The sequence below is a fragment of the Zymomonas mobilis genome (assembly GCF_006715975.1).
Lineage (GTDB): Bacteria > Pseudomonadota > Alphaproteobacteria > Sphingomonadales > Sphingomonadaceae > Zymomonas > Zymomonas mobilis_B.
On sequence record NZ_VFOF01000001.1, the window covers coordinates 1,452,741 to 1,479,087 of the forward strand.

General features: G+C 46.0%; 18 protein-coding genes, 1 tRNA gene and 1 pseudogene. 9 read left to right on the forward strand and 11 right to left on the reverse strand.

Going from position 1 to position 26,347, the window contains the following annotated elements; translation table 11 throughout:
• Nucleotides 1-12: 12 nt before the first annotated feature.
• The 3 genes from FBY58_RS06375 to map form a co-directional block, all read right to left on the reverse strand.
• Nucleotides 13-966 carry a DMT family transporter gene (locus FBY58_RS06375; protein WP_141920016.1) on the reverse strand — a complete coding sequence of 318 codons (954 nt, stop codon included), beginning with the start codon at nucleotides 964-966 and terminating at the stop codon, nucleotides 13-15.
• A 34-nt stretch (nucleotides 967-1,000) separates the two neighbouring features.
• Complete coding sequence (locus FBY58_RS06380) at nucleotides 1,001-2,014, reverse strand: low specificity L-threonine aldolase (RefSeq protein ID WP_141920018.1); 1,014 nt, start codon at nucleotides 2,012-2,014, stop codon at nucleotides 1,001-1,003.
• Nucleotides 2,015-2,083: 69 nt separating this feature from the next.
• Nucleotides 2,084-2,914, reverse strand: coding sequence for a type I methionyl aminopeptidase (gene map, locus FBY58_RS06385; RefSeq protein ID WP_141920642.1), 831 nt, complete (start codon nucleotides 2,912-2,914; stop codon nucleotides 2,084-2,086).
• 121 nt (nucleotides 2,915-3,035) lie between these two features.
• On the opposite strand from map, the gene FBY58_RS06390 reads away from it, so the two are divergent.
• Nucleotides 3,036-3,797 carry a competence/damage-inducible protein A gene (locus FBY58_RS06390; RefSeq protein ID WP_141920643.1) on the forward strand — a complete coding sequence of 254 codons (762 nt, stop codon included), beginning with the start codon at nucleotides 3,036-3,038 and terminating at the stop codon, nucleotides 3,795-3,797.
• 13 nt (nucleotides 3,798-3,810) lie between these two features.
• Nucleotides 3,811-4,821, forward strand: coding sequence for a dienelactone hydrolase family protein (locus tag FBY58_RS06395; protein ID WP_141920020.1), 1,011 nt, complete (start codon nucleotides 3,811-3,813; stop codon nucleotides 4,819-4,821).
• A 112-nt stretch (nucleotides 4,822-4,933) separates the two neighbouring features.
• On the opposite strand, the gene FBY58_RS06400 is transcribed toward FBY58_RS06395, so the two are convergent.
• The 7 genes and pseudogenes from FBY58_RS06400 to FBY58_RS06430 all read right to left on the reverse strand — a co-directional run bounded on the left by FBY58_RS06400 (nucleotide 4,934) and on the right by FBY58_RS06430 (nucleotide 14,781).
• A complete protein-coding gene (locus FBY58_RS06400) occupies nucleotides 4,934-5,662 on the reverse strand; it encodes a Bax inhibitor-1/YccA family protein (protein WP_141920022.1) in 729 nt (242 codons plus the stop codon).
• A 273-nt stretch (nucleotides 5,663-5,935) separates the two neighbouring features.
• A complete protein-coding gene (locus FBY58_RS06405; protein WP_141920023.1) occupies nucleotides 5,936-6,454 on the reverse strand; it encodes a heme-degrading domain-containing protein in 519 nt (172 codons plus the stop codon).
• A gap of 203 nt (nucleotides 6,455-6,657) precedes the next feature.
• Nucleotides 6,658-7,749: an OmpA family protein gene (locus FBY58_RS06410; protein WP_141920025.1), complete on the reverse strand. Its 1,092-nt coding sequence runs from the start codon at nucleotides 7,747-7,749 to the stop codon at nucleotides 6,658-6,660.
• A 415-nt stretch (nucleotides 7,750-8,164) separates the two neighbouring features.
• Nucleotides 8,165-10,027 (reverse strand): ABC-F family ATP-binding cassette domain-containing protein, encoded by a 1,863-nt coding sequence (locus FBY58_RS06415; RefSeq protein WP_141920026.1) that lies wholly within the window; start codon nucleotides 10,025-10,027, stop codon nucleotides 8,165-8,167.
• 94 nt (nucleotides 10,028-10,121) lie between these two features.
• A pseudogene (gene dnaA / locus FBY58_RS06420) lies at nucleotides 10,122-11,596 on the reverse strand (chromosomal replication initiator protein DnaA).
• Between the two features lie 653 nt (nucleotides 11,597-12,249).
• Nucleotides 12,250-12,513 (reverse strand): 30S ribosomal protein S20, encoded by a 264-nt coding sequence (gene rpsT / locus FBY58_RS06425; protein WP_141920028.1) that lies wholly within the window; start codon nucleotides 12,511-12,513, stop codon nucleotides 12,250-12,252.
• A gap of 564 nt (nucleotides 12,514-13,077) precedes the next feature.
• Nucleotides 13,078-14,781, reverse strand: a complete 1,704-nt coding sequence (locus FBY58_RS06430) for an alpha-keto acid decarboxylase family protein (protein WP_141920030.1) — start codon at nucleotides 14,779-14,781, stop codon at nucleotides 13,078-13,080.
• 936 nt (nucleotides 14,782-15,717) lie between these two features.
• Here FBY58_RS06430 and hemN point away from each other — a divergent pair.
• From hemN to FBY58_RS06475, 6 genes are all read left to right on the forward strand, one after another.
• Nucleotides 15,718-17,079 carry an oxygen-independent coproporphyrinogen III oxidase gene (hemN, locus tag FBY58_RS06450; RefSeq protein ID WP_141920035.1) on the forward strand — a complete coding sequence of 454 codons (1,362 nt, stop codon included), beginning with the start codon at nucleotides 15,718-15,720 and terminating at the stop codon, nucleotides 17,077-17,079.
• Nucleotides 17,080-17,381: 302 nt separating this feature from the next.
• Entirely contained in the window at nucleotides 17,382-20,552 is a 3,171-nt protein-coding gene (locus FBY58_RS06455; protein ID WP_260432129.1) for a diguanylate cyclase, read from the forward strand.
• A 287-nt stretch (nucleotides 20,553-20,839) separates the two neighbouring features.
• On the forward strand, nucleotides 20,840-21,454 hold the full coding sequence (gene rpsD, locus FBY58_RS06460) for a 30S ribosomal protein S4 (RefSeq protein WP_141920037.1): 615 nt from the start codon (nucleotides 20,840-20,842) through the stop codon (nucleotides 21,452-21,454).
• 450 nt (nucleotides 21,455-21,904) lie between these two features.
• Nucleotides 21,905-22,885, forward strand: a complete 981-nt coding sequence (locus FBY58_RS06465) for an agmatine deiminase family protein (RefSeq protein ID WP_141920039.1) — start codon at nucleotides 21,905-21,907, stop codon at nucleotides 22,883-22,885.
• A gap of 25 nt (nucleotides 22,886-22,910) precedes the next feature.
• Nucleotides 22,911-23,759, forward strand: coding sequence for an N-carbamoylputrescine amidase (aguB, locus tag FBY58_RS06470; RefSeq protein ID WP_141920040.1), 849 nt, complete (start codon nucleotides 22,911-22,913; stop codon nucleotides 23,757-23,759).
• Nucleotides 23,760-24,030: 271 nt separating this feature from the next.
• A tRNA-Val gene (locus FBY58_RS06475) sits at nucleotides 24,031-24,106 on the forward strand.
• A gap of 281 nt (nucleotides 24,107-24,387) precedes the next feature.
• Here the strand turns inward: FBY58_RS06475 and FBY58_RS06480 are convergent.
• Nucleotides 24,388-25,233: an SDR family oxidoreductase gene (locus tag FBY58_RS06480; protein WP_141920042.1), complete on the reverse strand. Its 846-nt coding sequence runs from the start codon at nucleotides 25,231-25,233 to the stop codon at nucleotides 24,388-24,390.
• Nucleotides 25,234-25,669: 436 nt separating this feature from the next.
• Between FBY58_RS06480 and FBY58_RS06485 the strand changes: the two genes are divergently transcribed.
• A complete protein-coding gene (locus tag FBY58_RS06485) occupies nucleotides 25,670-26,182 on the forward strand; it encodes a molecular chaperone Tir (protein WP_141920044.1) in 513 nt (170 codons plus the stop codon).
• The last annotated feature ends 165 nt before the right edge of the window (nucleotides 26,183-26,347 follow it).

Sequence of the window (26,347 nt, forward strand, 5' to 3'; positions counted from 1 at the left end):
CTTTTATGGCTATTAGTCGATTTTCATTTTGACGGTAACTGATGGTGCTGATTTCTTTTGCGATTTCATCGCGAGCATCAAGCCCATAAAAACCATAACACTGCCTGCAATGGCTGAACCGCTCCAGATGTAATTTTCACAGACGGTCGAGATACTCATAGCGATAATAGGAATCAGCACATGAGCATAGGCGGCCATTTCGGGGCCGACGATCTGTAAAACGTAAAAATACATGATGAAGGCTAAAACAGAGCCGAAAAGACTGAGATATAAAAGGCTGCCGATATAGGCGCCGCCCCCGATAACGGGTGCGCCGTCCAGAAATAAAGCGACAAGGCCTATACCGATGCTGCCCCAGATCATTGACCATGCCAGAAAGACCGGCATCGGTTTTGATTTGCCCCGAGGGGTCGAGAGCAGAATTTCACCGAGCGAAGTGCTGAGCACGGCCAAAAGGGACATGACCAGTCCCAATTTCATTTCTGTACGATCGGGTAAATAGGCCAGTTGGCTTCGAAAGAGCAGGCCTAGACCGATACCGGCCAAGACCGCTCCCAGAATGAAATAGGGTGAGCTTTTTTTACCGAGAAAAACCCGTGCAAAAAAGCTGTTGGGGACAATGATAAGGGCAAAGACAACCGCGACCAGCCCCGAGGTGATATGCTTTTCTGCGGCATAGAGAAAACCGTAATCAACGGTAATCAATAACAACCCAACCGCCAAACAGAAGACTTGGTTGCTACGGTCAAGAGCCAGTTTATAGCCTTTGATCCGGCAAAAAAGCAGCATAAAGAGACCGGCGATAAAGAAGCGGTAACAGATTGACCAGTTTGCAGGAACAGAATGGATCTGATCCCGAATAACAATCCACGTTGTACTCCAGATCAAAATTACCAGCAAAAAAGGTATGAGAACCTTAGGGGAAGCCAGCTTTTCGTCTGGCTCTTCCCTTTCTGCTACGTCCATTCCGTCCCCTCTTCCGGATTATTATCCGAGTATCCTATAAAGCTTTTAAGGCTTTTTCTAATGCAACAATTTCATGCTCCGGTTGATCCCATGAAGCAACCAGACGGATTTTATCATGACCCCAATCATAAAAAACAAAACCCTGTTTCCGTAATTCGGCGCGTTCTTCTTTCGAGATGAAGAGGAACACTTCATTGGCCTTGATCGGATAGGCATGCCTTTTCGGCTCAACAGCATCAGCAATGCGTTTTGCCGTTTTGTTTGATGAGCGAGCAAGGTCAAGCCACAAATCATCTTTCAGCATGGCTTCGATCTGGGCAGAAACAAAGCGGCCTTTGGAAAGCAAATGGCCAGCCCGTTTACGGCGACGCTTGTTATCAACAGCGAGGTCACGGTTGAAGAAGACAATGGCTTCTGCGGCCATGGCACCATTTTTGGTGAAGCCAAAGCTCATCAGATCGACACCGGCTTTCCACGTTAATTCTGCGGGATCGCAGCCAAGAGCGGCAACCGCATTGGCAAAACGAGCGCCATCGAGATGGAAAGACCAACCTTTTTCACGGGCAACAGCCCCGATGGAAGCGGTTTCTTCCGGTGTATAAACCTGACCTAATTCGGTTGAATTGGTGATGGTCACCGCATGGGGTTGCACCATATGGACGCTGTCAGAAATCGCATCGGCTCTTGCCTTTAAAGCATCGGTCGTGATTTTTGCGCCTTCACCCGGAACGAGCAGCATTTTTGAGCCGCCCGTGTAAAATTCAGGTGCGCCCCCTTCGTCAGTTTGCACATGGGCATCCTGACTGCATAAAACACCACCGAAAGGTGGGCAGATAGCGGATAAGGACAGTGCATTCGAAGCCGTTCCGGTTACTGTCCAGTGCGCGGTTACTTCTGTTCCGAATAATTCGGAAAAAATATTGTCCAGCTTCAGACTCCATTTATCGGAATCGTAAGCCATATCGCTGTGATTGGCGGCTATAATAGCATCCATGACGGGGGCTGCCACTGTGGCGGCATTATCGGAAAAGAAACGGATACTCTGCATTATACTCACTATCCCCAAATTAAATATGTATGATATCTTATCACAAGATTTTGTTATAAAATAACATCATCACACCTTATAAGGAGGTGTATCTAATCCGGCTGCGCTTTTTGTAAAGATTTCGCAACCATTTTCCGTAATTCCGATGGAATGCTCGAACTGGGCAGAGAGCGACCGGTCGCGGGTGACAGACGTCCAACCATCGTCCAGAATTTTGACGTCAGGCTTACCGATATTGATCATCGGTTCAATGGTAAACAACATGCCCGGTTTTAATTCGGGGCCTTCACCCGGAACACCGACATGCACGACTTCGGGGCGATCGTGGAAAACCTTCCCCAGACCATGACCACAGAAGTCACGAACAACGCCATAGCGATGTTTGGCGGCCAATGTCTGAATGGCATAGCCGATATCGCCGATATGATTGCCTGGGCGTGCCTGTTCGATACCAACCATCAAGGCCTGATAGGTCACGTCGACCAGCTTTTTCGCTTTCAATGGAACATCACCGACCAAGAACATCCGGCTGGTATCGCCATGCCATCCGTCAACAATGACAGTGACATCAATATTGATGATATCGCCTGATTTAAGGGATTTGGGCCCCGGAATACCGTGGCAGATGACATGATTCGCGGAGATGCAAACCGATTTCGGATAACCGCGATAGTAACGGCAGGCAGAGACGCCGCCGCCCTGACGGATAAGATCATCGGCCAGAGTATCAAGCGCTTCGGTTGTTACACCCGGTTTGACATGCGGCACCAAGGCGTCAAGCACATCAGCGGCCAATCGACCCGCTTTACGCATTCCGGCGAAAGCTTTTTCATCGTAAAGTTTAATGGCATGCGTACGAATAGCCGCATCACCTTCTTTGACATGGATATATTCGGTCATAACTTCTGCTATAACCAATAAGCTTTCCCTTTGCGAGCCGCATTAACACATTAGGTTTTTCGCTTTTTCGGAGTCGAAATAGATGACCACGTTAGAGGAAAGAGAAAAGGACGGACTGAAAATTATGGCCAATAATCGTGTATGGACAGCCGCTTTACTCGTGATCGGTGACGAAATACTGTCAGGTCGCACCGAAGACCGGAATATCGCCCAGATTGCTTCATGGTTGAATATGCAAGGAATCAGGCTGACGGAAGTTCGGGTTGTCCCCGATGACAGTCAGGTGATAGGGGATGCGGTTCGAGCATTGAAAGACAATCATGACTATTTGTTCACCACCGGCGGCATTGGCCCGACGCATGATGATATTACCGTAGAGTCCATTAGTAACGCCTTAAACCTTCCCGTGGTCATTCATCCCGAAGCCGAAGAATGCCTAAAACAGTATTATGCCGATCGGGGTGGTGTGACCCCTGCCCGACTCCGTATGGCAAGAGCCCCCGAAGGCGCGAGTCTGATTAAAAATCCGGTTTCGGGTGCACCCGGCATTCGTATCGGCAATATTTTTATTATGGCCGGTGTTCCGAAAATTGTGACGGCGATGCTTGAGAGCTTGAACGGCACTTTATCGGGAGGAAAGCCGGTTTTATCCCGCACGGTTGGAACCTGGGATGGTGAAAGCCGCATCGCCAAAACTTTACAGCAAACCGAAAAAGATCATCCAGATTGCAAATTGGGTAGTTATCCTTTTTTCCGAAATGGTAGTGGCGGTGTCAATTTGGTTATCCGGTCGGTCGATCGCGAGGCTTTAAATCGTTGCGCCCAAGATTTGATAGGCCGTCTTTTGAAAGAAGATTTGTCGGCCATTGATGGCGCTATTTAGAAGAGGTTTTTCTATGGCTTTAAAAAGCCTTTTTCCCGAAATCATTTTATCCGACCATCACGGGATAAGCCGTCGTCGTCTAGGTAAAGCTATTCTGCAATTAGGGACGGCGACTCTGTTGTCGAATGGCTTGCTTCGGCAGGCGATGGCAGCAGAAGAGCCTGTGCCTGCCAAGAAACCGCCCTTCCCCGTTGATAAGGGCGACGATAATCCATTGTTGAATACCCAGCGAGTCAACTGGCGGGTGACAAATGGGGAATTGATGCATGGCTATATTGCGGTTCCGGCGGCGGCAAGGAATAAGCTACCGACGGTTCTGATTATCCATGACGAGCAAGGCCTTGATTTTGCAACGCGGGAATATACCCGTCAAATGGCGCTGAAAGGCTATATCGCTTTGGCACCCGACTTTCTGTCTGCATGGGGTGGAATGCCAGAAGATCTGGCTAAAACGAAGTCTATGTTGGCCGCTGTTGATTGGTCGTGGATCGTTAAAGATGCGGCGATGACGGTCGATTGGTTGAAGAACCAACGCTATTCTACCGGAAAAGTAGGTGTTATCGGCTTTGGATGGGGTGGTAAGCTGGCTCAATACACCGCAGCAAAGGCGCAGAATGCGCTGACAGCGGCGATTGCCTATTATAGTGACACGCCCCCTATTGCCGAGGCAGCCAATATCAAAGCGCCTTTACAGCTTCATTTCGGCACATCTGATTCTGGGGTTAATGCCTCTGCCTTGAACTGGATTTCAGCATTAAAAGCAGCATCGGTGCCGTTGGAATGCTATTTTTATCCGAATGTCGGGCATGGTTTTATGAATGAAAGCCAGCCAGCTTATAATGAAGCCGCAGCAAAAGAAGCGTGGCAGCGTAGTAACGAATTTTTGACCCGCAATCTGGCACCGAAAGAAAGCCTTGTGCGGAAAATTGATAAGGGTCAGCAAAAATTGACCAAGGAACAGACGGCAGGCACATCTGCGCCCATTTCTGGGAAAACGGGTAAGGCCGAAACGAAGAAGAAATAAGAAGGGCGCTAAAGCCTGCTAATCAGGATGCCGTTTTGGAATATCTTGAAAGGCAATAAAAAAGCCCGAAGAAGTTATCTTCGGGCTTTTCTTTTTAGGTTATGTCGAGAAATTAACGACGGTCACCCATAAAGTTCAACAGGAAGCTGAACATGTTGATGAAGTCGAGATAGAGGCTTAAAGCGCCCATCACGGCCATTTTACCAGCATATTCACCACCTGAAGTCATGAAATACATGCTTTTGATCTGCTGGGTATCGTAAGCGGTGAGACCAGCAAAGATCAGAACACCTAAAGCGCTGATACCGAATTGCAGCGATGAAGAATGGATGAACATGTTCAACAAAGAAGCTGCGATCAGGCCGAAAACAGCCATAATCAAAAACCGGCCAATGCTGGACAGGTCCCTCTTCGTCAGATAACCGAACACGCTTAATCCGGCAAAGGCCGCAGCCGTTGCGAAGAAAGTCTGGGCAATAGAAGTGCCAGTATAGACAAAGAAGATAACCGACATCGAAAGCCCCATGACACCGGCATAAGACCAGAAAAGCGCCCGAAGAGTCGAAAGGTTAAAGCGGTTTACCCCCGCGCTAAGCGCAAAGACAAAAGCCAGCGGTGCCAGCATCGCGACCCAACGCAGAGGTGAAAAAACGATGGCTTCGCCCAGCGCGGAATGTGCGACAAGATAGGCAACAATACCGGTGAGCAATACGCCGCCAGCCATGTAATTATAAACCGAAAGCATATAGGAGCGAAGACCGGCGTCCCGCTCCGAAGCTCCGTTACGGCCACGCGCAGCAGATTCCATCACGGTCGTCCGGGAATCATTCCAATTTGCCATAATAGATAATCTCCAATCAGGAAGATATTTGTTGTTATCTATATCAGTATGCGAACAGTTTGTTTCAAGCTGATGATAGACAGGTTTTTACAGAAAATAAGGTTTTTGGTCGTAAAAATGACGGCCATTTTTTCCTGTAAACGGAAATATATATCCAACAATTTATTACAACATATATGAACGATGTTATAATAAATTGTTAAATACATCAAATTTTATCACAGCCGATATAACGCAATGATTTCTTGGAGCGGAACCCCATTCATCGAGATTTTATCGGGTAAGATATTCGAGCGATGTTTTTTCAGGATCAAGGCCGATTTGAGCTGCCAAAGCCTGCACAACCAATTCATGGTCTTCTCTCTGATCTAGCCCTGAAACGGCAATATAACCAACAATGCCAGCTTTTTCCACTCTGATAGGAAAAGCGCCGCCATGGGTTGCATAATCTTTATCATCAAGACCGTAGCGGGAGAGAGAATTTTCGCCTTTTTTCTTGAGTTTTAAGCCGACGGCATAAGAGCTGGTAAAGTAATGAGCAACCGTAGCAGCCTTGCGACGAAGCCAGTTTTTATTGTCCGGCGAGCTATTGGGCATCGCACTGTAGAATAATGGCTGGTTGAAGCGGGCAACGGTAATCGCAATCGGATAGCTTTTATCCGCTGCAATATTTCTAATATAGGCGCCGAGCTTCCAAGCGATATCTTCATTGAATTCGGACAAAATAAGCCGTTTTTCCTGTTCTTTGACGGCAGCGATATCTTTATCGATTTTTTGCTGTTCAGTAGTCATGAGGGGCACCTTTTCCCTTTATTATAGAAAAGAGTTTAGTCCGATCATCGTTATAAAGACAGCCGATATCGATGTTTTGCGTCTTATCGAATGAAGAAAAAAACCGATGGCGTAAGCCTCAATTAGCACCCGCAAAAAAGACAAAAAAAAGGCCAGTCAAAATGACTGACCTTTTTTTGTTAAAGCCTAAAAGGCTGTGAAAATTACTGACCTGAACCTGGGCCGAAAGTGATTTCAACACGACGGTTCTGAGGTTCACGAACACCATCAGCGGTCTGAACCAGAAGATGCGTTTTACCGTAAGCTTCGGTAGCAAGCGCATCGTCAGGAACACCCTTGCCGACGAGATAAGCTTTAACAGAATCTGCACGGCGCTGTGACAGACCCATGTTATATTTAGCCGGACCTGCAGTATCGGTGTAACCCGCAACAACCACGCGAGCCTGCCCAGTCTGGGCATAGGACGACGCAACGTTGTCGAGAATAGATGCTGCTTCTGGCGTGATATTATACTTATCAAAGTCGAAGAACACCAAGAACGGACCCGGAATTGCCGGAGGCGGAGGCGTGACCGGTTCTTCTGGGGGCGGAGGTGCCGGAGGCGTCGGAGCCGGAGGTGCCGGCATTGGCGGCGGTGCGGGCTGAGCTGCCTTCGGTTCACCGAAGTTGAAGACCAGACCAGCCAAGACGCTATGCGAACGATAGCGACCGGACATGTTGCCCATGTCGGTGGTCCGGAAGTTCAAACCGTTCACATTGAAGAAACGGTATTTCAGTTCGAAGTCGATCATCTTGGTGACCGGCTTGCGGATACCAGCGATTACCTGCCATGCGAAATGGGCATCGTTATCGTTGGCAAAGCTGCTGCCGCCACCTAATGAGTAATGGTTAAGAGCGACGCGAGCGACACCGACACCGCCTCCGATAAAGCCGGAAACACCATCGTTTTTGCCGCCAAAGTCGAACATACCATTCAACATGAAGCTCAGGACATCAGTCGAACCGTGGCTTTTCGCCGTGGTGCCACCTGCCGTAAAGTTTCCATTATTGGAACTTTTATAGGCAGCTTCACCTTCAACACGGAACGGCCCGAAGTCATAACCAACATTGGCATCGACGTCATAGCCTGCTTTATTACCCATTCTTGCAGACTGAGCGTTCGGAAGTTTATAATGTATGTCTTCGACGAACAGCCCACCGCCGTCGACGCTGACATACCAAGCACCGTCGCGAGCGAGCGCCGGTGCAGCTATTGCGCTAGAGGCGAGCGCAGCCACAATGGCCAGCTTACGCATTGTCATCCCCTTTCAATCAAACCCTTACGGATTACTATGGTAACTAAACAAAGCAAGCGAGCGGTGCAAGCACACATATAGCTCAAAATGTTGCCAAAAAGCATCGCATATCAAACGAAAAGCGTGTTTTTGCTTAATTACACATAATCGAACCAGCGTTTTCTTTAAAAAATCTTAAAAGAAAATCTCAAGCTAGTTTATTTTGTCATAGTAGTAATAGTTAGAAACGCAAAAAAATAAAATAAAAAGCGACATCCTTTTATCGATTAGTGGATTTTGTCGATAATAGAGACTTTTATAACGCAGTTGATATATGAGACCTATGAGCGAATAGCTTTATTCGCCCGAAAGTCAGGCCACGTTTTTAAAAAAGAAGAACCCGTCAAAAGGCCTTGGCGGCGCTGTTTTGCTCAAGCTATTCAAGCATTTCGCTTTTTTCGACCCAGAGGGCTTCTTTTTTATTGAGTTCGTCTTCGATATCTGCCCGTGACTTCATTAACTGGGTTACGGTCAGCGATTTGTCCTTGGGAGAGGCTTGATTAGGATCAAATAAGGCTTGATCTATTTCACTTCTGCGAGCGGTGAGCTTGCTTATTTCGGTCTCAAGCTTTTTAATTTCATCCCGTAAGACTTTGTTTTGTTGACGCTTTTCGGCTCTTGCCCGTTTATCGGCTTTTTTATCCTGAGCCTTTACCGGAGTAGAGGAAGATTTGTCAGTCCGCCCCAGAATGAAATTGGTATAATCGTTGAGATCGCCTTCGAAGTCGGTGGCTTTCCCATTATCGACCAAGATAAGGCGGTCTGCCGTTAATTCGAGCATGTGGCGGTCATGCGAAACGATGATAACCGCGCCGCGATAATCAGCCAAGGCCTCGATCAAAGCTTGGCGGACATCGACATCAAGATGGTTGGTCGGTTCATCCAAGATCAGGAGATGCGGTGCATCACGGGTAATAAGCGCCAAAGCCAATCTTGCTCGTTCGCCCCCTGACATGCTGCCCACTTTTTGGGTTGCTTTTTCGCCAGAAAAACCAAATCGCCCAAGCTGTGACCGCACAGCGGTTGTCGAAGCACCCGGCATTAGCCTTGTCATATGGTCAAGCGGGCTATCGTCCACATCCAGTTCTTCCACCTGATATTGAGTGAAATAGCCGACTTTTATCTTGGAAGACGTGACCATTTGCCCGTCTAAGGTAGCAAGCTGTCCAACGATCAGCTTGGCCAAAGTGGTTTTACCGTTACCATTTCGTCCGATAAAGGCGATTCGGTCATCAGGATCTATACGCAGATTTAACTGGGTCAGAAGCGGGGTATCATTATAACCGACAGAGGCCTGATCCAAGGTGATCAACGGCGGTTTCAGATTGCCATCGGGACTCGGGAAAGCGAAACTGAGCGATGGATCTTCGACAGCGGCCGCAATCGGTTCCATTCTTTCAAGCGCTTTCATCCGGCTTTGTGCCTGACGAGCGGAATGGGCTTTCGTCCGCCAACGATTGACAAAGCTTTGCAGCTTTTCTCTTTCGGCTAGCTGCCGACTCCGCGCTGATTCGAGTTGCGACAGTCTTTCTGCCCGCTGTCTTTCGAAAGCATCATAGCCGCCCGGATATAAAGCGAGCGTGCCTTGCTGCAAATGGAGGATATGATCTGCGACTTTATTCAGAAAGTCACGTTCATGACTGATCAGAAGTAACGTGCCGCGATAACCACGCAGGAAGTTTTCAAGCCACAGCACGGCTTCCAAATCAAGATGGTTTGACGGTTCATCCAAAAGCAATAGGTCAGGTGCCGAGAATAACAGCGCGCCCAAGGCAACCCGCATCCGCCAACCACCAGAGAAAGAAGAGAGTGGTTTGTGCTGCATCTCTTCATCAAAGCCGAGCCCTGCCAAAATACGCGCTGCTCTTGCTGGGGCGGTATAGGCATCAATGGTATTCAGTCTTTCATGAATTTCAGCCAGCTTTTCGAGATCACTTTCGGTCTCGCTGGCATCCATCAGGCGAGAACGTTCCTCATCAGCTGCTAAAACGGTTTCATACGGGGTCGCTGAACCTTCTGGCGCTTCCTGAGCGATATAACCAATCCGCGTGCCGCGTGGCATCGACAATTCACCGCTATCGGCTTCAAGCAGACCCGCGACCACCTTCATCAGGGTAGACTTCCCTGCCCCATTGCGGCCGATAAGGCCAACATGGCTACCAGGCGGCAAGCTCGCGGTTGCCTGATCAAGGATGGTTTGGCCTCCAAGCCGGACAGTAATGGCCGAAAAACTAAGCATATTTCTCAATTCGGATGGTTGGTCGGGAACGGGAAAGAAGGTGATTCATAAAAATCACAGGCGAGGCATTCAACCCTTATTCTGAAAAAAGCCGTCAGCCTTCAAGTTGGCGCATCAGCAAACGGACATCCGAATCAACATCTTCATCGGTTATACGCAGCTTCTCTATCTGTCGAATGGCGTGAATAACCGTGGTATGATCGCGACCACCAAAACGCTGTCCGATTTCAGGTAAAGAGCGGGAAGTCAGCTGTTTGGAAAGATACATTGCGACTTGGCGCGGGCGGGCAATAACTCTGTCCCGTCTTTTGGAACTCATATCGGCTAATTTGAGACGATAATGATCGCAGACCCGTTTTTGAATATCTTCTACCGTGACTCGTTGTTGCGTTGTCCGAAGAAGATCAGCCAAAGTCTCCGTTACAAAATCCATATTGATGGGACGATTGGAAAGGGTCGCATAAGCAACGACCCGATTAAGTGCGCCTTCCAATTCCCGAACATTGGTGCAGATACGTTTTGCAAGGAAGAAAACGATTTCTTCAGGCATGGATACCTGAGGCATCGCTTCAAGTTTTTTGAGGATGATGTTTAAGCGAAGTTCAAAATCAGCCGGATTAACATCAGCGACCAAGCCCCATGATAAACGGGACAGGATGCGGCTTTCAATGCGTTCAAGATCTTGTGGGCTACGATCAGCAGAAATAACCAAACGACGCCCTGCGGTGATAACCTCGTTCATTGTGTGGAAGAATTCTTCCTGTGTAGAATCCTTTCCGGCAATAAACTGGACATCGTCGATCATTAGAAGATCGGCAGAACGCAAGCGGGCTTTAAAGCTATGGGTGTCTTTCGCCCGCATTGCTGCCACGAAGTCATACATGAATTTTTCAGCCGACATGTAAAGTGCCGTGCTGTTGGGATGCCGTTTTAGATATTCGATACCCACCGCATGCATGAGATGGGTTTTTCCAAGGCCGGTGCCGCCATAGAGAAAGAGCGGGTTGAAATCGAGTTTGCCGCCTTCTGCAAAGGTACAGGCAGCGCGATAAGCGAGATCATTGGCCTTACCGACAACAAAATTTTCAAAATTATAACGTTCTTCAAACTGGCTTTGATCGTCTTCAGCCGTTTTTTCTTCATTAGCGCTTTTTTTAGCGGTGGCAGGTAACGCTGATTTCTTTTTGGTGTTTTCTTTGGAGCGGTGCGCGGTTGATCCCCCAAAGGCAATTCAATTTCCGTCACATCAAGCAGCAGAGGCTGTGATTCAGGGTTACGGACGTTGACTTTTACCTCGGCGATGCCCGGCCAGACTGTTCGCCATGCCAGCAAAAGTTCGTCGGCCAGATGGGAAGATATCCAATTGGCCATAAATTCGCTGGGGCAAGCCAAGCGTATAATTCTGTTTTGGCTATCGAAATCGGCCAGCATCAGAGATTTGAGCCAGCTTTCAAAGGTACGGCTACCGCATTTTTTGCGTAATATCTGGCGCGCTTCGCTCCATGCAGCTGGCAGTAATGAAGCCCAGTCCTGTGTCGGGGGCTGAACATCTCCGCCTTCTTTTTGCACTGGATTCAGCACGCTATTTTACTACCCCGCTTTAGCTTTTCTGGTATCAATTGAGATTGTATTTTGTGGCAACCTTCACCTTTCAGGAAGGCAGGTTATGCCTTTCAGCCTTTTTGTCGCAGAGGCCTGACATATCTGATTCTTTGTATATTGAAGCCTTGATAACAGACTCAAATATGATCTGGTATGTTCTTGCTTTTTGGAAGAGCAATCCCGACCAATCAAGGGGTAAGCGACAAGAGTCTTAAAAATTTAAATCTTGACTCGATATATGCACATGAATCACTTCATAAGATACAATCACTTGAATAAACCATCACAAGATTCCGTAGGGCATCCTGTATTATAGCTGTGGTGCATAGGCCAGAGAAAACGACCAAGGCCATTGCATCAAGCGACGGTTCCAAATTGGGGCAATTTGCGCTTTCAAGAAAATTTATTTCTGGTCATCGCTATCTTCGCCAAAATGATCGGCCGAAATATATCAATAAAGCGGACACAGAAAAATATCTGTTTAGGACAAACAGACATATTCTTTACTTGATTAAGGCAAATCAAGCAGGGCTAAAATGAGCAGAAACGGAATTGAAGGGAATATGCCATCTTTCTAAATGAAAAGATCAACAGAGCGATGGCATCCCTTTCCCTGGCGTTTAGGCGAGCGCAGAAACGCTTTTTGCCAAACGAGAGAATTTCCGCGAAGCAGTGTTTTTATGCAAAACACCCTTAGAAACGCCACGGAATAATTCCGGCTGTGCGCTTGCTAAAGCGGTTTCGGCTTCGGTTTTGTCACCAGCAGCAATAGCAGATTCGACTTTTTTGATGAAAGTACGAATGCGGTTGATGCGGTTGCCGTTAATTTCAGCGCGACGGTCGTTACGACGGATGCGCTTTTTTGCCTGCGGCGTATTCGCCATGCTTGTCCTCGATGTAATCAGAAAAGAAATAGTAAAGGCACTGACTTCAATAATTCAGTCCTTACGAAGAAAAAGTCTTTATGGCTTTTCTTTTTATCGGTCAAGAGCCAGCCCATACGAAGGGGGAAAGCTGTAGAGTTTTGGGATAAAATTTAAACTAGTGAATGATGCGATTTTCAAAGAAATCATTTAGATGTTCTGAAAAAATAACAATAACCAATAGAAAAATCATACATTTTTTAAGAGAAACACAAAATACACCTATAAATAATAAGATATTTTTATATTATTATTTATTTTTATATTTTTAAAAATTATCAATATTTTTTATTATTTAAAATTATTTCAAAAAATTTAAAAAGTATTTTCGAAGTAAAGAAAATAGAACCTCTGGTATTTATGTTTCAGTTGATTGGCAAAATAAGGAAAATCAGACAGCAAGAAAGAAGATTATCAAACGACAACATAAAAATGAGTCGGCTGTTTTGGGATCAAATACATAGAAAAAGCCCGCCCGGTAAAACCGGACGGGCTTTTTGCCTCAAACTCTAAGTTTGTTAAAACTTAGCGCTTGCTAACAGGCTTGCGGCTGTTGGCAGTAGCGACGCGCTTACCCCATTTAACCAATTCTTCAGTGCAGTCTTCACGACCGATGAAGCATTCGATCAGGGTTGGGCCATCGGTGTTTGCCAGAGCAACCTTAATGGCTTCAGCAAGTTCACCACCGGTTTTGGCTTTCAGGCCTTTACCAGCACCGCTGTCATAACCACCGTTACCGTTGAACACTTCCATCAGACCGGCATAATCCCAGTTCTTGACGTTGTTGTACGGACCATCATGGATCATAACTTCAATGGTGTAACCATAGTTATTGATCAAGAAGATGATAACCGGCAGTTTCAGGCGAACCATCTGAGCGACTTCCTGAGCCGTCAGCTGGAAGGAACCATCACCAACCATGAGGATGTTGCGACGTTCCGGAGCACCAACGGCATAACCGAAGGCGGCAGGAACGGACCAACCAATGTGACCCCACTGCATTTCATATTCAACGCGAGCACCGTTCGGGAGCTTCATGCGCTGAGCATTGAACCAGGAGTCACCGGTTTCGGCGATAACCGTCGTGTTCGGGGTCAGAAGAGCTTCGACCTGACGGGCGATTTCTGCGTTGACCAACGGAGCCTTCGGATCAGCCGGAGCGGCTTTCTTCAGTGCACCTGCATTGAGGGATTTGAAGAAGTCCAAAGAAGCGGTTTTCTTGGAAACTTTCTGAGCCAGACGGGTCAGGTAGTCTTTCAGGTGAACGCTCGGGAAGCGCGTACCATTGACGACAACTGAACGTGGTTCGGCGAGAACCAGTTTCGCCTGATCAGGAAGGTCAGTCCAACCAGTGGTTGAATAGTCGTTGAAGATAGGAGCCAGAGCGATAACCGCATCGGCTTCTTTCATCGTCTTTTCAACACCCGGATAGCTGACTTCACCCCATGAGGTACCAATGTAATTGGCATTTTCTTCTGGGAAGAAACCTTTAGCAGCAGCCATAGTAGCAACTGCACCGCCCAAAGCGTCGGTGAACTTAACAGCAGCTTCTTCGGCACCAGCAGCACGCAGCTTGCTGCCGACGAGAACGGCTACTTTGTCACGGCTAGCGATGAATTTCAGGGTTTCGTCAACCGCTGCATTCAAAGAAGCTTCGTCGCTGGCTTCGTCATTGAACAATGCACTTGCCGGTCCAGGAGCGGCGCAGGGCATGGAAGCAATGTTGCAAGCGATTTCGAGGTAAACCGGCTTCTTCTCACGAAGAGCAGTTTTGATCACGTGATCGATTTTAGCCGGAGCTTCTTCCGGGGTGTAAATCGCTTCAGCTGCGGCCGTGATGTTCTTGGCCATTTCCAACTGATAGTGATAGTCGGTTTTACCAAGAGCATGATGCAGCACGTGGCCAGCAGCATGATCGTTGCTGTTCGGGGCACCTGAAATCAGGATGACCGGAAGGTTTTCAGCATAGGCGCCACCGATAGCATCAAATGCAGAAAGTGCACCAACGCTGTAGGTAACGATAGCAGCAGCTGCGCCTTTAGCGCGAGCATAACCTTCTGCACTGAAACCGCAGTTCAGTTCGTTACAGCAATAAACCTGCTCCATGTTTTTGTTCAAAAGCAGGTTGTCAAGAAGGACGAGGTTGTAGTCGCCCGCGACTGCGAAGTGATGCTTGAGACCAATCTGGACAAGCCGCTCCGCTAAATAGGTACCGACAGTATAACTCATTGCTTACTCCATATATTCAAAACACTATGTCTGAATCAGGATGACCCAGAAACCTCTAAAGTGTCGTTCCGGATTTAGCTATAGGCATTTTTAAAAATGCCCAAATTTTGTTCATGATGAACCTCTTGCGCAAAAGCGCAAAGAGTTTTTACAATTTTCAGAGAAAAAAGATCAGAACAAAACCTGCGAATGCGCCATGAAAGACTATAGCAGGAAAAGCTAAACGCCGATTTCTGGATTAAGTGATTATAGTGCATAACCAACCTCCAAGAATGGCAAGGGGGAACGGGACACCTTTAATTTAAAGGTTAACCGGGGATCAAAACCAGATGTGGAAACGTAGCCGAGACCTAAAGCAGCCAAAGACGTCTTTTTTAAAATTTTTGTGGCTGCCATAATAAACTGCCTAATTAATTCTAAGCAAGACAGGGCAGGATAACTCCAAAGCTGCCCGACCCGAGCGACCGGCTTTATCAATGAGCTGTTACAGATATTATACCGCAACACTGACAAAGCCTTTCCCTCCGTCTGAGCCATCAAAGCGGAAACGTTTCCGTAACCGGTCTGCACTCTCGTGATATTTTATTGTCGCCAAGTCAACCCAAAGTTGTGCATAAACAAAATTTGTTAAGCGGGTTTTATCCGTCAAAGGAGATCGAAAATCGGATAAAATATTGTATTCAAAGCGTTTATAAAGACAGAGAAGTCTAGGTCAAAACCGTTGTTTTCAGTATTTATTTTTCTTTTGGGAAAGAAGATTAAAGGGATGGTTTTTCGAGGAAAATTGAGCCCCCTGCCCCGATTAAAAGCTGACTCAATTTTTTTCGATTAAAGTTAATATTTTTTCGCGACCCAAAATATATCAACATCCGATATCGTGTTACATAATGTTGCAGAGAGTTTGGATAGAAAAGAAAAAAGGAACCGTGTGACTTTATGACAATCCAGTCGCCGTCTATTTTAAAACAAAATTTTATTGACCGTTATGCTGGGCGGAATGTGCCTCGCTATACGTCTTATCCGACGGCGGCTGATTTTCATAATAACCTGACTTCGGAAGATCATCGTCTCCGACTCAAAAATATTGCACCGAAAAGCCGGATATCGATTTATCTCCATGTGCCTTTCTGTCAGCAGCTTTGCCATTACTGCGGTTGTCATACAAAGGTAGTCCGTCGTCAGGAGGTCATTGACGGTTATGTCGGAAGTCTCGTCAAAGAGATCGAGACTATCGGAGAGTTAGTTCCGAGTGACTTGGAAATCGGACATTTGTCATGGGGTGGCGGAACCCCTTCTATTATCGGAGCCGCAGGCATTCGTCGGGTAATGGAAGCTTTGCAGCGTTATTTTCATGCCGCCGATGATATGGTGCATGCAATGGAGCTTGATCCCCGCCTGTTGGATGCCGCATTTTGTCGTGATCTATTTGATATAGGTGTAAACCGCACCAGCCTTGGGGTTCAAGATTTCAATCCACATATCCAAAAAGCGATCGGTCGCATTCAGCCGGTTGAACAGGTACAAAAGGCAATCGCAGATTTGCGCGCGGCGGGTATTGAACAGGTCAATTTCGATCTGCTCTACGGACTTCCCTATCAGGGTTTAAAAGAAATAGCCTTTAATTGCGAAGAAACGCTGCGTTTGTCGCCTGATCGGATTGCCTGTTTTGGTTATGCCCATTTGCCGGAACGAAAAGCCAATCAAAAACTGATCGATGAAAAGGCCTTACCTCAAACGCAGGAACGTTTTGAGCAAGCGGCCTTCATATCTGAAATATTGCAGCAGCAGGGATATCAGGCGATCGGTATTGACCATTTTGCAAAAGCTGATGACCAATTAGCGATTGCTGCCCGCGAAAAACGACTGCGCCGCAATTTCCAAGGCTACACAACCGATAATGAGCCCGTCTTAATTGGGCTGGGCGCATCAGCGATATCGACTTTTTCAGATGCCTATATCCAAAATATCGCCGATATCAAAAGTTACAGCCACGCGATTGAAGAACAAGGCTTGGCTTCTTTTCGAGGGATTGAAGTGACTGCAGAAGATCGGTTGCGGGGAGAGATTATCAGCGCCCTTATGTGCCATTTCTGTATCGATTTAACGCCTTATGAAAAAGACCTGTCTTTTGAAGCGGAAAAAGCCGAGCTGGATAATTTGGAAAAAGAAGGGCTGATTAGCTTTTATCATAACTACATAGAGATGACCGAGGCCGGACGGCCTTTCGTCCGTATCGTTGCGGCTATATTCGATATTTATCGGCGACAGAAAAAACAGGGATTTAGTCGAGCGATTTAAAACCTAACAAAAATTACAAAATTTAACAAAATAGAAAAAATCTATAAATCATATGCACCGAATAATTTTGACAAATTTTATTTTCATTTTTAGGAAAATAGGCTGTAAAACTATCAAATAAACCAATCGCCCTTTAACTATCTTTTGTTTTGAAAATTATTTTTTAAGACACTTAAAATAAATTTTACTATATAGAATATTACTTTGAAATTTGTAATTATTACATGACAATGTTTAACATGAGAATATCGGGCAAATTAAAAATGCCAAAACCCTATCGGTTTTCACTGCCGGCATTTTTATTGTGGCTTTTTTCTGTAATGCCGGTTCAGGCAATGCTTGCGAACGCCCGTCCGCTATTATCTCATTGGGAAGGTATATCTTCGCATCCGGCGAATGATGAAATAAAATGCCGCGCTGAAAAAACTTTTCATTTGCCCGGTGTTATTGACTCTATGCATGGCTGGCAAAATTTCCAGTCAGCCTTTTTTACCGATATGGGCGCGATACCGAATCTGCCTCAAGCCACAGTTAATGCGATTATGCAGGATTCCACAGGCTTGATGTGGATCAATATTGCCAATGGTTTATTCCGTTTCGATGGTTTGCATACCCAGCTTTTTAGGCCGCAAGCCAATATTCCTCATAGTTTGCCGGATAGCATTATCCGGACGATGCGCCCCCAGAATGGTGGCGGCTTTCTTTTGGGAACGGCGACTGCGGGTATTATTCGTTTTGACCCACAGACCAATTATTTTGACCCTATCCCGTCTGATGCCCCCGCCGGACGAGGATTATCAATTCAGGTTATTGCCTCCGATAATCACAATGGTTTTTGGATTATTTCGGATGCCGGCATAGGGCATTTAGAAGCCGATAAGAACGTCATACATTATGAGAAAAACCCACCCTCTTCTGATCAAAACATTATCCGCCACATCACGGATCTTTTGGTCACGAAAGATAACCGGTTATGGATTGCTAGCAGTGATGGTCTCTTTTTCCGTCGGAAAGCGAATGAAGCCTTTACCGCGCTCCATTCCTCCGAAAAAGAAATTGATACGCTGCTGACAAGTGAAATCACGGCGCTTTATCAAGATCGTGACGATCGGTTATGGGTAGGTTCGGCCTTTCATGGCGGCCTTTATATGACGGCGGATAACCGTTTCTATCAGCCAAAGCCCTTAAAAGCGTCATCCCCCTATTTGCATTATCGAAGTATTCACGGTTTTGCCGAATTGCCTGACAATCATATTTGGATTGCAACCATGGGCGGCGGCATCATTGACTATGCTTTCTGGACAGCAGGAACCAAAGGGAAATTATGCGCACCGCCCGGAGAAGAATATACAGGCTATGTCAGGACATGGACGCATAATCCGTTAAATGACCATTCGGTGAGCGGTAACAACATCTTATCCCTTATGGCGGATCGGGATGGCGGTATCTGGATTGCAACCGATCGAGGTGTTTCCAGATGGAACCCTCATCCGTCGATAGCGTTTAATCTGCCTGATATTCTGGTCGATAAAAATGGGATGATTAGCGATTCCATTGAAGCGCTGTTGGCTGATGAAAAAGGCCGAATATGGGTTGGTCTGCAAAATGGCATGATCAATATGATCGACCAGCAGAGAAGCAAGATCATCAAAATAAGCCTGAAAGGCTTGCAGATGGCGCAGCCTGTTAGAGCGTTTTTGCAGGCTAAAGATGGCGCTATTCTTGCAGGATCACTGGGGCTTGCGCGTATTGATCCCGAGAATTTTAGCACAACGACAATTATGGATGATATTTTGGGCAAGGAGACGATTACCGCCTTGGCCGAAACGAAATATAATCTGTTTATTGGAACGAATAGCGGTCTTTATGTCAAAGACAGAAGCACCGAAAAAGTAACCTATTTCACCCACAGTCTCGAAGACAAAAACAGCCTGATTGGCGATCATATTAAAGATATTGCGGTACATTCCGATGAAGAAGTCTGGATTTCAACGACCGATGGGATAAGTATTCATAATACCCGTCGAGCAGGGTTCAATAACCTATTAGGAAAGCCGGATAAGCGACTGCTTTTTTCCCATAGCTTTGTGACATCCCTTGCCACGGGTGATGACAACAGCATGTTGGTCGGAAGCTTCAATGGCATCAGTCGCCTTTACCCGACAGATAAAAGCTATAACTTCACCAATCTTTATCACAAAGATCGCCCGACATCTGATGAGATAAACCGTCTGATTGTTGATAAATTCGGCCATATTTGGGCATCCAGTCCGGACGGCATTTCTGTTTTTGATTCCGTTAACCGTCAAAGCCGTTTTTTAGGGCAACGTGACCATGTTTCCAGTGGCCATTTCAGCCAGCGGGCGGCTGTCCTGACGGAAGATGGGTCTATTCTGTTTGGGGGCACCAACGGATTGACCGTCATTGCGCCGGAACAAATTCTGTTTTCTCCTGCTCAACTTAGAGACGGCAGTAATGCGGCTGGGAAAATTCAGATAACGACGGTTGATCTGAACGAAAAGATGATGCCCTTCGGGCAGTTGCCGCATCCTGATCAGAAATTTGATATTCCGCCCGGCACCAGATCTCTTCGGGTGGGCTTTATATTGTCCGATTATAGTGCGCCGAATGACATTGTTTATAGCTACAAACTGGAAGGTATTGATTCCGAATGGATCATGATACCGGACAACACCCCCCCTGTTGCGATTTATACTAATTTACCGAGCGGACATTATACCCTTCGGATGCGAGCCGAAGTCCTGGGGCTGCATTCTTATCAGAGGGAAGTGCGTTTTCTGTTTAATGTCGCACCGCGTTGGTACGAACATTGGGAAATCGGGGTTGGAATTGCCCTTTTAATCTTGTTGGGTTTGTATCTCATTGTCTTGTTCAGAACTTTCTTGCTGAAAAGGCAGACCAAGCGGCTGCAAAATCTGGTGAATGATCGAACCTTTGAGTTGCAGCAAGCTAACCAGCAGTTAAGCGAGCTGGCGAATACGGATGTTTTAACAGGCTTGTTAAATCGACGGGCCTTGATGGCCAAATTGAGCGAATTACGCCAGACAGCGCCTTTGAACGAGAAAACAATCTCGATTGCGATGCTGGATGTTGACCATTTTAAAAAGATCAATGACCGCTATGGCCACCTAGTCGGTGATGAAGTGATGCGGAATGCAGCCTTTATTATCCGCAATAACATTCGTCAGGATGATTTCGCCGGCCGTTATGGTGGTGATGAATTCATTATCGCTATTTCTGCCCCGCTTGAGATATCGCGCAATATTGCCGAACGTATCCGGCAGGAATTTACGAGAATGGTCGTCAAGAATGGTGATACCGAATTAAAAATTACGGTCAGTATCGGTCTTTTTGAAATGACGACCGAAGATGCCGTTTCGGCTGCGCTCGATAAGGCCGATAATCTGCTTTACTGGGCAAAGAATAATGGCCGGAATAGAGTTGAATCCTAAGGCCTTAGGCTGATGCCTGTTTTCGAAATAAGGATGCTTAAGTCTTTTATGATCTGGTGGCGGCCTATTGGATTATTTATGATAAGATTGTTGGGATAATCATAAATTTTCTTGCCCGTTATCTTGACGGGTAAGCTTTCGGACGGCATAACGCATCCCGCAATTGGCTCCGCACTCCGGTGAAGCGGTGGCCCTGCCCGCCTAAGTAATTTACTTGGCAGCGCGGTTCCGGAATATCGTTTTCGGTTTTGCCGAATTTTATAACAACGCAATTGAAGGTTATATCTATGTCGAAACGTCATAGTGCAAAGTACAAAATTGACCGCCGTATGGGCGAAAATATCTGGGGCCGTCCTAAATCCCCAGTAAATCGTCGCGAATATGGCCCAGGTCAGCATGGTCAGCGTCGCCGTTCCAAGATTTCTGACTATGGTCTTCAGTTGAAAGCCAAGCAGAAGCTTAAAGGTTACTATGGTGATGTGACCGAAAAGCAGTTCCGTCGTTCTTACGATGATGCTTCTAAGATGAAAGGCGATACGTCACAGAATCTGATCGGTATTCTGGAACGTCGTTTGGATATGGTTGTATACCGTGCCAAATTCGCTCCGACGATCTTTGCTGCTCGCCAGTTGGTCAGCCATGGTCACATCCGCGTCAATGGTGTGAAGTGCAACATCGCTTCCCGTCGCGTTGATGCTGGCGATGAAATTTCTTTGGGCAGCAAAGCTCAGGAAATGGCATTGGTTATGGAAGCTCAGAGCCTCGCAGAACGTGACATTCCTGACTACGTCTTGCCTGATGGTAACACCAAAGTTTCTTTCGTTCGCGTCCCGACGCTGGACGAAGTACCTTATCCGGTCAAAATGGAACCGAATCTGGTCGTCGAATTCTATTCACGTTAATTTTCAGTTTCTCAAACAAGAAGGTCGGCAGAGACAACTCTGTCGGCCTTTTTTTGCGAAAAATAGGAAAAAGCGCGAAAAATATCGGCTTTTTGGCCTTAGTCATGGGTATGTTATCTGCCATAAACAATGCTTGGATAGAAACAGAGCGCTACAACCGATCGACAAGATTATACCCCAGCTTGTTTTGGTAATCTCTAACGAGAGTTTATCTTAAATGTTCGATAAGAGATGGCCTTCATATTAAAATTGCAGTGTCATTTTTTATTCAGATTATTTTTGTATATCATTTGATAAGCGGTATTCTCGCCTGACTGATTTAAAATCGGCTGCTATCCCAAAAATCAATGGATCGCGTGGAAAATCGATAGATTTTATTTTTCCTGTTTTTTATTTCTTCCGTTATTTTAAATCTATTTCCTTTGGATTTTATCGAGAAAGAATCCCTTTATGTCTTACCGTCAGCCTGCCGAATGGATGCCGCATGATGCGGTGTGGATTGGTTTCCCCAGTGATGAGTCTCTCTGGCTGGAAGATTTGGAACCAGCGCAGGCCGAAGTTGTTGCTTTTGCCAAGGCTGTTTCGGCAAAGGGCGCGGGAGAAAAAGTCTATTTAGTCGCAGCCCATCAAGAGGCGGTGGAAACCGCTAAAAAGATGGTTGATCCGGAAATTGAAGTTATCTGCCATCCTTTTGGCGATATCTGGTTGCGCGATAACGCCCCACTTTTTGTGAAAGAGGATGATAAGAAAGCGCTGGCATTGTTCCATTTTAACGGCTGGGGCGGGAAATATAATCTTGAAGGCGATCAAACGATTGGTCGCGATCTAGCAAAAGAGGCTAGATTACCTGTTTTAGAAAAAGATTGGGTGTTGGAAGGCGGTTCTATTGACGGAGACGGTCACGGATTGGTCGTCACGACGGAAGAATGTCTGTTAAATCCTAACCGAAATCCTGATTTGTCGCGTGAGGATATTGCCTACCGTTTAAATAATGATTTGGGTTATGATCGTATTTTGTGGCTTAAAAAAGGGCTGCATAATGATCATACCGATGGTCATGTTGACAACCTTGCCCGTTTCGTTGGCGAAAATCATTTGGTTTTACCCATTGCCACCGAACAAGATGACCCCAATCGGGAAGTCTATGATCAGGCAGCGCAGATCGCGGAAGATTTTGGAGTGAAGGTCACCCGCCTCCCCTCTACTGGGCGGATTATGATTGATGATGAGGTCGTTCCAGCGTCCTATATGAATTTTTATATCGGTAATAAGGTTGTCGTTGTGCCCGTTTACGGCGCAAAAAATGATGACGCGATTATCGAGGCCATACAGCCTTTATTCCCGGATCGGAAAGTTGTGGCCTTGCCAGCAGGACATATTTTGACCGGCGGTGGTAGCTTTCACTGCATTTCGCAGCAATGGCCTGCTTGATAAAAAGGAAGAGGACGGCAATCCCATGACAGAAATTACCGTAGCCGCGCTCCAATTGGCTTTGACGGACGATATCCAGACCAATATTGACCACGTTTCCGCTTTGGTTGAAGATGCCGCATCCCAAGGTGCCCAGATAATTTTGCCGCCTGAATTATTTGAAGGCCATTATTTCTGTGCAACGGAAGATGAGGGCTGTTTTGCACGCGCTAAGCCAACCGCAGAGCATCCCGCCATATTGGCGATGCAAAAGCTGGCCAAGCGTTTGAAAGTGACCATTCCGACCAGCTTTTTTGAAAAAGATGGCCCCCATTATTACAATAGTCTTGCGACCATCAATCCAGATGGTGAGATTATGGGCGTTTATCGGAAAAGTCATATTCCTGATGGCCCTGGATATGAGGAAAAATTCTATTTCCGTCCCGGTAATACCGGATTCAAAGTCTGGGATTGTTACGGCATCAAGATTGGTGTCGGGATCTGTTGGGATCAATGGTATCCTGAAACTGCGCGCGCCATGATGTTGATGGGGGCGGAATTGTTATTTTTCCCGACCGCCATCGGCAATGAGCCCCATGATCCCGATTTAGATACAAGTCGGTTATGGCGGCGGGCGATGATTGGACATGCGGTTTCCAATGTCGTGCCTGTCATCGCGTCTAACCGGATTGGTGCGGAAGGCGATTTATGTTTTTATGGGCATAGCTTTATTACCGATCAGCGGGGTGACTTGGTTCAAGCCTTTGGCAAAACGGAAAGCGGTGTTTTGGTTTCCCGTTTCGATATAGAACAAATTCGGAAGCATCGTGCGGCTTTTGGCTTTTTCCGTGATCGGCGGCCTGATCTCTATCAACGGATTAGCGAAGACAAATAGATTTCAAGAAACACCCTTTTTCTATCGTGATACGAGATAAGGTGGCAGCAGGCCTGTTTTGAAGAACGCAGGTTTGCCACCTTTTATTTTATGGAGGGAAAAGCCGTTAGGCTTTTGAAATGGATAGCTTTATTAAAAAATAACAAGAAAAGTCTTTCATCCCCTTCGGAGCCCCTCGTTAGAGATAAATTTTGGCTCTAATGTCATAATTTTGAATAATTTCTCTTGCGCCAACCAGAATAGTCTGGCATCGGGGTCTGGCAAAACGGTAGGGCGATTAGCTCAGTTGGTAGAGCGCCTCCTTTACACGGAGGATGTCGGCAGTTCGAGCCTGTCATCGCCCACCAGTCCTGCTTTTTTCCATAAAAATTTATCGGTTTTTGGCTTCCTGATTTTTACAATCAGGTCGTTTTTTTTGCGCTGTGTCTAAGGTATAAAAAAAAGACCCTGCAAGAGCAGGGCCTATTAAGAGAATTGAGAAAGCTACAACTATCTGCTTACAAAAGGGGGATTGTCTTTTGTAAGTTCAGATTACAAAAAGCATCAAATTTTGTAAAATAGAACTATATCCATAGTGCTTTATATTATATTTCTATTGCAATAATATATTATTTTAAACGATTCCATCTTAAGCGGCTGTCCCTGGTTTGATGTGATAAGCTTTTTTCACAAGGCTATCTTCTTCGCCACCCTTCGGATTATTTTGCGTTTTACCCCAAATATCATTGATCTGTTTTTCAGTGTCCTTTTGCATTTTTGCGGGCACCAGATTGCGATAACGGTTGGTTTTTCCGGTAAGCACCGTGATTGAGGTCGTAATCACCTCTTCCGGATCAAATTGCTCATGCGGAAAGGCAAGCTTTTTATAATCGAAGACCCTTGTACTGGGATCATCCAGCCAAGATTGCCATGTTTCAAACATCCGATCATTAAAGCCCGTTAAAAAAGGCCCCGGGTTAACGGTAGCGATTTGGATACCAAAAGATTTGAGTTCTTTATCCAAAGCAGCGGCAAAGGCCTCTATCGCGTGTTTTGAAGCTGAATATGCGCCTGTAAAAGGATCAACGGTTAAACCAGCGACAGAAGACATAAAAACAATCCGGCCTTTTTTGCTTTTTACCATTTTTTTAGCAAAGCCCTGCGTCAGCAGGATGGTTCCCATCACATTGACTTCGAATTGTTTTCGCAAATTTTCAGCCGGAATATCAACGACAGAGCCACCTTCTGAAATACCGGCGTTATTTAGAAGAATATCGACATCCCATTGCCATGCTTTTGCACGATCGCCTTCATCTGTAATATCAAGCTTTTCAATGGATAATTGGACGCCGCGTTTTTTTGCAGCTTGCTGTAAAGCAAATATCTGAGGCTGTATTTCTACCGCGGCAATGACGGGATGCCCCTGTTCCGCTAAACGTAAGGCGATTTCTCGCCCAAAGCCGCTACCGGCACCCGTGATCAGAATATGACCCATAATTATCATGTCCTTCGTTTACTTTATAAGAACACGAAAAAGGTCGTTTTGAGCCCAGCCACAAAGAGGCATGGTCATAAAAGTAAATCCATTTTCGATAAAAATAAGCGCGGATAGAAAAAATAGATAAAGCGAAGGTGGTTCGTATTTGGGTATCCGATAAAAATGGAATCGGTAGAAAATTTCACGTATTTATCTTTAAATAATAAAATTATTTATGTCGCCAAAGCGTGTTAAAAAATAGATATTTGACAATAAAAAATGATCTAAATTCTATGTGATGCGTTTAGCTGAATAGTAGATGTTGAGATGGTTTGGTCTTTTTAAAAAGATAATTTCATGTCTGTATTAAGAAATTCTGCATTTGAAGTTATCTGAGTATTTTAAAATAAAATAACCATTTTCATCATTGTCTATCAATGGAAGGATCAGGATTATGGTTAACCAGACCCCTGAAGCATCAGCCTATTCGGCCAATTGTAAGGCTGTCGCCAAGGTTTTTGTCCAAACCAGCTATCATGGCGGTGAATTTGATCAGCCCATTTCCATGGACGGATTAATTAAACGAACGGGATTATCAAAGGATGATGTCAAAAAAGGCATTGATGATCTGGGTTCGGAAATGGTGTTATTCCAAGGCGACACCCATTCGATAGCCCCTCATGCCAAGCTTTATGCCGTTTTTGACAGTTTCTGGATGTCGTGGAATCCCGCCGATGATGCATTGACCTTGGCGAAAGCTATGATCAATGAGGAAAATTTCCCGACAGATCCTTCGCAGATCAGTGACTTTATGGCTTGGGAACCACGCCGATTAAATCCGGCAATGACCTTTATGGCCTTTCACCATTTGGCGGATACTCATGACAGTGAAGATGGCTCGCCATGGATATACAATCTTTTGATGAAAAATGCGGAAACAAGCCGCTATATTCACAATATGGCGTAATGCTTTTTTGACGAAAAACCGGCAACTAACAGAGCAGGCTGTCTTATAAAAAGGCAGCCTGTTTTTATTAGATTGAAGATGAGGCACGCTCTGGAAAATAGCGCTTGTGCTTATCGGGTTTTGATAAAAGTAGAGTGTTCTATTGGCCTGAATTTCAGCAAGAAC

Excerpts from the sequence above, each read along its gene's own strand:
- FBY58_RS06375 (WP_141920016.1), bottom strand. The coding sequence starts at position 966 with ATGGACGTAGCAGAAAGGGAAGAGCCAGACGAAAAGCTGGCTTCCCCT.
- FBY58_RS06380 (WP_141920018.1), bottom strand. The coding sequence starts at position 2,014 with ATGCAGAGTATCCGTTTCTTTTCCGATAATGCCGCCACAGTGGCAGCC.
- map (WP_141920642.1), bottom strand. The coding sequence starts at position 2,914 with ATGACCGAATATATCCATGTCAAAGAAGGTGATGCGGCTATTCGTACG.
- FBY58_RS06395 (WP_141920020.1), top strand. The coding sequence starts at position 3,811 with ATGGCTTTAAAAAGCCTTTTTCCCGAAATCATTTTATCCGACCATCAC.
- FBY58_RS06400 (WP_141920022.1), bottom strand. The coding sequence starts at position 5,662 with ATGGCAAATTGGAATGATTCCCGGACGACCGTGATGGAATCTGCTGCG.
- FBY58_RS06405 (WP_141920023.1), bottom strand. The coding sequence starts at position 6,454 with ATGACTACTGAACAGCAAAAAATCGATAAAGATATCGCTGCCGTCAAA.
- FBY58_RS06410 (WP_141920025.1), bottom strand. The coding sequence starts at position 7,749 with ATGCGTAAGCTGGCCATTGTGGCTGCGCTCGCCTCTAGCGCAATAGCT.
- FBY58_RS06415 (WP_141920026.1), bottom strand. The coding sequence starts at position 10,027 with ATGCTTAGTTTTTCGGCCATTACTGTCCGGCTTGGAGGCCAAACCATC.
- rpsT (WP_141920028.1), bottom strand. The coding sequence starts at position 12,513 with ATGGCGAATACGCCGCAGGCAAAAAAGCGCATCCGTCGTAACGACCGT.
- FBY58_RS06430 (WP_141920030.1), bottom strand. The coding sequence starts at position 14,781 with ATGAGTTATACTGTCGGTACCTATTTAGCGGAGCGGCTTGTCCAGATT.
- hemN (WP_141920035.1), top strand. The coding sequence starts at position 15,718 with ATGACAATCCAGTCGCCGTCTATTTTAAAACAAAATTTTATTGACCGT.
- rpsD (WP_141920037.1), top strand. The coding sequence starts at position 20,840 with ATGTCGAAACGTCATAGTGCAAAGTACAAAATTGACCGCCGTATGGGC.
- FBY58_RS06465 (WP_141920039.1), top strand. The coding sequence starts at position 21,905 with ATGTCTTACCGTCAGCCTGCCGAATGGATGCCGCATGATGCGGTGTGG.
- aguB (WP_141920040.1), top strand. The coding sequence starts at position 22,911 with ATGACAGAAATTACCGTAGCCGCGCTCCAATTGGCTTTGACGGACGAT.
- FBY58_RS06480 (WP_141920042.1), bottom strand. The coding sequence starts at position 25,233 with ATGGGTCATATTCTGATCACGGGTGCCGGTAGCGGCTTTGGGCGAGAA.
- FBY58_RS06485 (WP_141920044.1), top strand. The coding sequence starts at position 25,670 with ATGGTTAACCAGACCCCTGAAGCATCAGCCTATTCGGCCAATTGTAAG.